Source organism: Parafrankia sp. Ea1.12, assembly GCF_900465275.1.
In the GTDB taxonomy this organism is placed as follows: domain Bacteria; phylum Actinomycetota; class Actinomycetes; order Frankiales; family Frankiaceae; genus Parafrankia; species Parafrankia soli.
Genome location: NZ_UBIZ01000338.1, coordinates 76,483 through 82,999 on the forward strand (window position 1 = coordinate 76,483; position 6,517 = coordinate 82,999).

The 6,517-nt window shown below is 68.9% G+C and carries 8 protein-coding genes and 2 pseudogenes; 2 read left to right on the forward strand and 8 right to left on the reverse strand.

The features are described from left to right. Positions 1-4 precede the first annotated feature (4 nt). Both FMEAI12_RS18975 and FMEAI12_RS18980 read right to left on the reverse strand, forming a co-directional pair. Positions 5-238, reverse strand: coding sequence for a helix-turn-helix domain-containing protein (locus tag FMEAI12_RS18975; protein WP_235014188.1), 234 nt, complete (start codon positions 236-238; stop codon positions 5-7). 169 nt (positions 239-407) lie between these two features. Further along, entirely contained in the window at positions 408-800 is a 393-nt protein-coding gene (locus tag FMEAI12_RS18980; protein WP_112107065.1) for a helix-turn-helix domain-containing protein, read from the reverse strand. A 147-nt stretch (positions 801-947) separates the two neighbouring features. Between FMEAI12_RS18980 and FMEAI12_RS18985 the strand changes: the two genes are divergently transcribed. Next, a complete protein-coding gene (locus FMEAI12_RS18985; protein ID WP_112107076.1) occupies positions 948-1,787 on the forward strand; it encodes an NAD(P)H-binding protein in 840 nt (279 codons plus the stop codon). A 111-nt stretch (positions 1,788-1,898) separates the two neighbouring features. Here the strand turns inward: FMEAI12_RS18985 and FMEAI12_RS38375 are convergent, their stop codons facing one another. The 5 genes and pseudogenes from FMEAI12_RS38375 to FMEAI12_RS19000 all read right to left on the reverse strand — a co-directional run bounded on the left by FMEAI12_RS38375 (position 1,899) and on the right by FMEAI12_RS19000 (position 5,465). Further along, a complete protein-coding gene (locus tag FMEAI12_RS38375; RefSeq protein ID WP_235014192.1) occupies positions 1,899-2,222 on the reverse strand; it encodes a hypothetical protein in 324 nt (107 codons plus the stop codon). 73 nt (positions 2,223-2,295) lie between these two features. Next, a pseudogene (locus tag FMEAI12_RS38380) lies at positions 2,296-2,784 on the reverse strand (AAA family ATPase); the annotation flags it as partial. Positions 2,785-2,787: 3 nt separating this feature from the next. Next, positions 2,788-3,408, reverse strand: coding sequence for a Mu transposase C-terminal domain-containing protein (locus FMEAI12_RS37225; RefSeq protein WP_200835332.1), 621 nt, complete (start codon positions 3,406-3,408; stop codon positions 2,788-2,790). Positions 3,409-3,490: 82 nt separating this feature from the next. Continuing rightward, the gene (locus FMEAI12_RS37230) at positions 3,491-4,279 is read right to left on the reverse strand and encodes a leucine zipper domain-containing protein (protein ID WP_200835333.1); all 789 of its coding nucleotides are present in this window, start codon (positions 4,277-4,279) and stop codon (positions 3,491-3,493) included. A 268-nt stretch (positions 4,280-4,547) separates the two neighbouring features. Beyond that, positions 4,548-5,465: an NADP-dependent oxidoreductase gene (locus tag FMEAI12_RS19000; protein WP_112107066.1), complete on the reverse strand. Its 918-nt coding sequence runs from the start codon at positions 5,463-5,465 to the stop codon at positions 4,548-4,550. Positions 5,466-5,588: 123 nt separating this feature from the next. Here FMEAI12_RS19000 and FMEAI12_RS19005 point away from each other — a divergent pair, with 123 nt between their 5' ends. Then, positions 5,589-6,032, forward strand: coding sequence for a helix-turn-helix domain-containing protein (locus FMEAI12_RS19005; protein WP_112107067.1), 444 nt, complete (start codon positions 5,589-5,591; stop codon positions 6,030-6,032). Positions 6,033-6,090: 58 nt separating this feature from the next. On the opposite strand, the pseudogene FMEAI12_RS19010 reads toward FMEAI12_RS19005, so the two are convergent. After that, positions 6,091-6,393: pseudogene (locus tag FMEAI12_RS19010) on the reverse strand (integrase core domain-containing protein); the annotation flags it as partial. Positions 6,394-6,517 lie beyond the last annotated feature (124 nt).

The following is a 6,517-nucleotide window of genomic DNA, read 5'->3' on the forward strand; positions in this document are numbered from 1 at the left end:
ACTGCTATTGCGCTTGTGTCGTCGCGGGTTCGACGTCTGTCAGGTAGCGGTGCAGTGAGGTCTTCGGGATGCCGGTCTTGGTGGCGATCGCGCCCAGGCTCTCGCCTCGGGCTTTGAGTAGCCGGGCGTATTCGATCTTGTCGGTGGGGTGGGCGATGGGCCGGCCGACGTGGCGGCCCTTGGCCTCAGCCACTGCGCGGGCGTTCGCGGCGCGTTCGGCGGTGAAGGTGCGCTCCATCTCGGCGAACAGGGGAACGCCGAGGTTGTCGTTGGCGGCAGGATCTCGCTGGTCACGCAGATTGACGTTAATGCAGGAAACCGGCTACTGACACCGGCACCGCGCACTCGGTGATGTCCCGTAAGACTGGTTCAGTGAACTGTTCCGGGAGGGCAGTGGCGGAGTGGCGTTACCGCGGCGTTGTGTCGTAGGTGCGCCGGGCTTGTTCCACCTCGTCAAGGCGGGCGGTAGCCCATTCGGCGAGGTGGGCGAACAGTGGAGCGAGGCTGCGGCCGAGGTCGCTGATCTCGTACTCGACCCGGGGTGGGACTTCGGGGTGGTAGGTGCGCACGACGAGCCCGTCGCGTTCGAGTTGTCGGAGGCGCTGGGTCAGCACCTTCGGCGTGATCGTGGTGATCCGCCGCTGCAGTTCGACGAAGCGTTGTCGTCCCTGATAGTTCAGCGTCCACAGGATCGGGGTGGTCCACCGGCTGAAGACGATGTCTACGACCGGGGCGACGGGGCAGGCCTGCGCGGGGTCGGCTGACGCCGAGGGTATCCAGGTCGCCTGGTCCTGCTGCACACGGACTCCTCCGACATAGTCACTTTCCTGTAGGTACCTACTATACCCGTGATGCTAGCTTCGCCCGGTCACCGCCGAACAAGACCAGGGCGGCGGCGATTACACCCGATCGAGGCACGGGTGATGTCGAAGCATGAGGAGCCGTTCATGATCGTAGTAACGGGAGCCACCGGCAACGTCGGTCGCGTACTCGTAGAAGCACTGACCGCGGCCGGTGAGCAGGTGACCGCGGTATCGCGAGGAACGTTGCCGGTGGCAACCCCTGAAGGCGTGCGATACCAACAGGCTGATCTGGCCCGGCCCGAGACCCTGCGACCGGCGGTGGACGGAGCCCATGCGCTCTTTCTGCTCGTCGCGGGTGCCGGTGCGCATCTGAGCCCCGGCGACATCCTCGACGTCGCGAAAGCCGGTGGAGTCGAACACATCGTCCTGCTCTCCTCGCAAGCCGCCGGAACCCGCCCGCAGTCCGTCTCCCACGCACCGCTGCGCGGCATCGAGAATGTCGTTCAGCAATCCGGCATGGCCTGGACGATCCTGCGACCGGGGGGCTTTGCGTCCAACGCCTACGCGTGGGCAGAGTCAGTTCAGACCGAGCGGACGGTTGCCGCGCCGTTCGGCGACGTCGGCCTGCCGGTCGTCGATCCAGCCGACATCGCCGAGGTCGCTGCCATGGTCCTGAGGGAGGACCATCACGCCGGCCGGATCTACGAACTGACGGGACCGGCCCTGACCACGGCCCGACAGCGTGCCCACATCATTAGCGACGCGCTCGGCCAGCCGATCCGGTTCGTCGACCAGACGCGTGAGGAAGCCCGCGCGCAGATGGTGCGGTTCATGCCCGAGCCGGTGGTCGACGGCACCCTGGCCATCCTCGGGGAGCCCACCACGGCAGAGCAGCGGATCAGCCCGCACACGGAGCAGATCTTGGGCCGCGCACCGCGCGCCTTCGACGACTGGACCCAGCGCCACATCCACGCCTTCCGGTAAGGACATGCTCGCCTCGCTGGTCGCTTGGCCAGCAAGGCGAGATGGGTGCGCGTCATCTGGGGTGAGGAGGGTGTAGATCCGGACGGTGTCGGTGCGGGCGTGGCCGATGGCTCACAGCACGCCGATGACGAGGGACTCGCGGGCGGCCTCGACGACTTCCTTGGTGACTATGAAGAGCTGGTTGATGTCCAGGACCCGCTTGATCTGGGCGATCAGGCGGGCGGTGAGCCGGAAGTTGCCGCTGGTGATGCGGATGATCGTGGCGAGGGTCTCGGCGGTGGTGAAGTCGTCCGGGTCGTGCAGGCCGAGCTCGGGCCAGTGGCGGGCCAGCACGAACGCCTGCTCCTCGGCGGAGAGCACCCGGTAGTGGTGGACGAACCCGACGCTGCTGTAGAGCTGCGGGTAGCGGGCCAGGCGCTTCTCGATGCCGGGCATGCCGATCAGGATCCGCCCGACGCCGGTCCCGCAGTTGTTCCAGGGTCGCGGTCTTGAGTCGGTCGGCCTCGTCGACGAGGAGCAGTTCGGCGTACCGGCCTGACGGTATCTGCGGGGCGTGGTCGGGGTGTTCGAGTGTCTGGATCATCCAGGACAGCCGGTCCTGGATGAAGGCCAGGTCCTTGTCGAGTCGGCCGGGGCTGTTGTGGACCTTGGGGGTGTAGAGCGCGCTGCGGGTGTCGAGGATCTTTCGGGGTACGCGGTCGGGCTCGAAGAACTTGAAGGCCTGGACGGCAGGCTCGATGAGGTCCCAGTGGGCGTACCGGCGCGCGGACAGGGTCTTGCCGACCCCGGGTGGCCCGTAGCACAGTCCGATGTAGCGGTCCCGGCGTACCGCGTCGGCGAACTCGGCGAAGCGCCGGTACTCCTTGGTGACGACGAACGGCGCTTCCGCCGCGGGCTCGTCGTCGACTTCCGGCGGGGTGGGCATCGCGGCGACGGTCGCCTCCTTGGCTGCCCATTGCTCGGGGGTGTCCGCGACACGCTCGCTGGGGTCGGCCATGGCTCAGTCCTCCCGGTAGAGCCTGAGCGCCGAGGCGGGGCGCGTCGGTTCGGGGTCCGGCGGGGCTGGCGCGGGGTCGGGTGGCTGGTGCACCGCCAGGAGTCGGTCGACAACGCCGGCGCGCTGGGTCAGCCCTTGGGCCAGGCCGCGGCGGCGGGCGTTGCGCGCGGCGGTGATCTCCTTGATGCCGATGGTCTGCGCGGCCAGCTCGGGGCAGACCGCCCGGCACAGGAACCGGTCGTCGTGGAACACACGGATCTCAGCAATGTCGCGCGGGTCGTAGCGGATGGTGACCGGTTCGCCGACGTACTCGCCGAGCACGGTGGCGTCGAGGTAGCGCAGGCCGAACAGGTGGATCCCGTCGGGGTGGACCTTGCGCGGCTTGGCGATGGTGAGCAGCAGTAGGTCGAGTTGTTCCAGGCTGGCGGGCAGGTGGGGCAGGAAGCCGGCTGCGTCCCAGCGGGTCTGGGGCGGCTGGCCGGTCTCGCTGTGGGGCTGCTGGTTGTACTCGGCGACGATGAACCGGCCAATCGCCGCGTCGAGCTCGGCGAGGCTGAGCTTCGCCTCTGTCCGGCCCGGTCGTTGGTGCCGCGTGGGGCGTAGCCGGGCAGGGTGGGCAGGCACCTCTGGTTGACCGTGGCGAAGTACCGCTCGATCTTCCCGCGGCCGCGCGGCCGGCCTGGCTGGGAGAACACGAGGCGGATCTTCAGGTCGGCGGCGACCTGCTCCAGGTGCTGGGAGGTGAAGTCCGAGCCGTGGTCGGTGTAGAAGGCGGCGGGGATGCCACAGACATGCCAGCCCGCTTCACTCTTGCGCCAGATCGCCTGCCGCGCAGGGCAAGCGCGGTCTGGATCGCCGACGGCGCGCCGAGGTTGACCGCGTACCCGGCGATGGCCCGGGAGTGGTCGTCCTCGATCACAGTCAGCCACGGCCGGGCTGGCTTGCCCGACGGGCCGAGCACCCACAGGTCGAGCTGGGTGTGGTCGGCCTGCCAGATCTCGTTCGGACTGGACGCCTCCCGGCGGTGGATCAAGTCGAACACCTCCCGGTACCGCTTGTCCCCGTCCAGGGCCAGGGTCCGCATCGCCGGGTCGATGTCCCGGATGACCGCGTACACGGTGGCGTACGCCGGCACCGACCACCCCTGGTCCTTGGCGACACCGGCGACGACGCGGTGCACGTGCGCTGCGGATGACCCCGGCGGACGAAGGGCCAGGCCCTCGATCAGCAGCCGCAGCTCGTTGGGTAGCCGCCGCGTGCCTCGGTCCGAGCGCGCCGACCGGACGAGCCCAGCCAGCCCGTCGGTCCGGTACCGGGCCAGCCACCGCTCGGCCGTGCGCAGCCGCACTCCCGCGTCGCCGGCCGCGCGGGGAAGTGGCACCCCGTCCTCCAGGTACGGGCGCAGCACCCGCCACCGGCGCAGCGCCTCCGCCCGTGCGGCCTCGGGCAGCTCGGCCAGGCCGAGAGGCGACGGCGAAGGGGGCGATCCACGCACGACCGCAGGTTACGACCAAGATCCGTCATGTCCGGCCCGGACACGCGGGCCCGTTCCACATCCTTGGAAGTGGAACGGCTGTCCGACCGACCGCTCGTGGTGTCGATGTCCGTGGTTCCCTGCACGCGGTCGGGTTGATGAGGTTTGGCGTTCCTGGCTGGGCACCACGTGGCGCGTCCAGCCAGGAACTTGCCCGGCCACAGGTACAGGCGGTTGAGTAGCCCAATGACGTGAATGGTCGGATCGTCGAGCTGGATGTTGCTGGCCATTAGGGCTGGAGCACGTAGCGACCGCGCACCCCGCCCTTCGCCATGGCCCGGTGGGCGTCGGCGGCCTGGTCCAGCGGCACGACCGTGTGCACTCGGGTCGGAAGTTCGCCTGACGCGGTGCGGGCGAGCAGGTCGCCCAATCGCGGGCCGTCGGGGTGCGTTACCACGACGGCTACGGTGATTCCGCGCTCCGTGGCCGGCACGGCGTTCGGCCGGATACCGACGAACGCCCCGCCGTCACGGACCAAGGCGAGACCCTGCTCCTGCAGTACGGCACCGTCGGCGACCGCGTCCCAGCCCGACTCGGCGTGCGTGGTGAAGCCGGCGCCGAGGCTGCGGACGAACTCCTCGTCCTCGGCTCGGGCCAGGCCGGTCACCCGCCAGCCGCGGTCCTGCGCGAGCGAGGCGACGTACCCCCCGACCGCGCCGGCCGCCCCGGTCACCAGCAGCCGGTTACCGCCGGTGGGCGCGTCACCGAGCAGGTCGACGATCTGCGCCGCAGCCAGCCCATTGAGCGGCACCGTCGACGCCGCGACCAGGTCCAGCCCGTCGGGCACGACGGCGAGGTCGGCGGCCGGCACGACGAGCTGCTCGGCGTAGGTGCCGAAGTCGCGGTCGAACCCAACCACCAGACCGGCGACCCGGGTACCGACGGCCAGATCCACGCCGCGGCCGGTGGCTACGACGATGCCGGCGAAGTCCCAACCCAGGCCGGTACGCTCCGGCTGATTGATCAGCCCCATGGCATGGAAGAAGCCACCCGCGACCCCGAGGTCGACGGGGTTGACCGGCGCAGCGGCGATCTCGACCCGGACCTCGCCGGGCCCGGGCTCGGCAACGGGAACGTCAATGATCTCGATCGAGCCGGGTCCGCCCGGGGTGCGCACGACGGCGGTGCGGAAGGTGGACATGCTCATGGGTTCACTCCCTGTGGGCTTGTGTTCGACGGTCATCCCACATCACTATTGAGGGATAACTCTCCACTAGGAAGTACGCACCTCACAGTGCGTAGGGCACCGCCCGGTAGGAAGGAGCAGTCGATGCCAACACTGACGGCAGCCCAGAAGCGGGCACAGGCGCAGGCAGACTACGACGCGTTCCTGGCACGCTGCCCCAGCCGCCAGCTACTCGACCGGATCTCCGACAAGTGGGTGACGCTGGTCCTGGCAGCTCTCGGCAGCGACGGCCCGCACGCCCCCGGCAGCAACCGTGTCGGCGAGCCACGAGCGATGCGCTACTCGGAGTTGGCCCGCCGGCTGGCCGGGGTCAGCCAGAAGATGCTCACCCAGACGCTGCGCTCCCTCGAGCGCGACGGCCTGGTCACCCGCACCGTGACGGCGACCGTGCCGGTCACCGTCACATACGAGCTGACCGACCTGGGTCTCTCGCTCCACCACATGATGCGCGGCATCAAGGATTGGGCCGAGGCGCACATGGACGAGGTGCTCGCCAATCGCGAGGAGTATGACACCCGCGTCGCCTGAACACTGACTGAGGTGCTGCCCGTTTCTCGGACACGGACGTAGACGGACTATAGCAGCTTTATGCTGCTTCCTTCACTTCGTTCTGAGTTGAGTGGTATACGCGCTCGATGTGTTCTGGGGTGCGGTAGCCGAGCGTGGAGTGGAGTCGCTGCCGGTTGTAGGAGACTTCGATGTATTCGGCGATCGCGGTACGGGCGGCGCGGCGGGTCGGATAGGTTTCCCGGTGGACGAGTTCGTTCTTGAGTGTTCCAAAGAACGACTCCGCGGCGGAGTTGTCCCAGCACACTCCGGTGGCGTCGACCGACGGGCGCGCGCCGTGGCGTTTCAGGACGCGATGGTAGGCATCCGACGTATCTTGGGCGGATTCAACTGGTCGTCGCAACACCTCGATCCGGAGGTGTGGGAATGGGGCGGCCGGCGGATTGGACCGAGACGGTCACGGGGCGGGCGGGGATGTGCTCGCCGGGGCGGCCGCCGGTGGCACG

Bases quoted from the DNA above. Each gene is read 5' to 3' on its own strand.
- FMEAI12_RS18975 (WP_235014188.1), bottom strand. From the start codon at position 238: ATGGAGCGCACCTTCACCGCCGAACGCGCCGCGAACGCCCGCGCAGTG.
- FMEAI12_RS18985 (WP_112107076.1), top strand. From the start codon at position 948: ATGATCGTAGTAACGGGAGCCACCGGCAACGTCGGTCGCGTACTCGTA.
- FMEAI12_RS38375 (WP_235014192.1), bottom strand. From the start codon at position 2,222: ATGCCCGGCATCGAGAAGCGCCTGGCCCGCTACCCGCAGCTCTACAGC.
- FMEAI12_RS19000 (WP_112107066.1), bottom strand. From the start codon at position 5,465: ATGAGCATGTCCACCTTCCGCACCGCCGTCGTGCGCACCCCGGGCGGA.
- FMEAI12_RS19005 (WP_112107067.1), top strand. From the start codon at position 5,589: ATGCCAACACTGACGGCAGCCCAGAAGCGGGCACAGGCGCAGGCAGAC.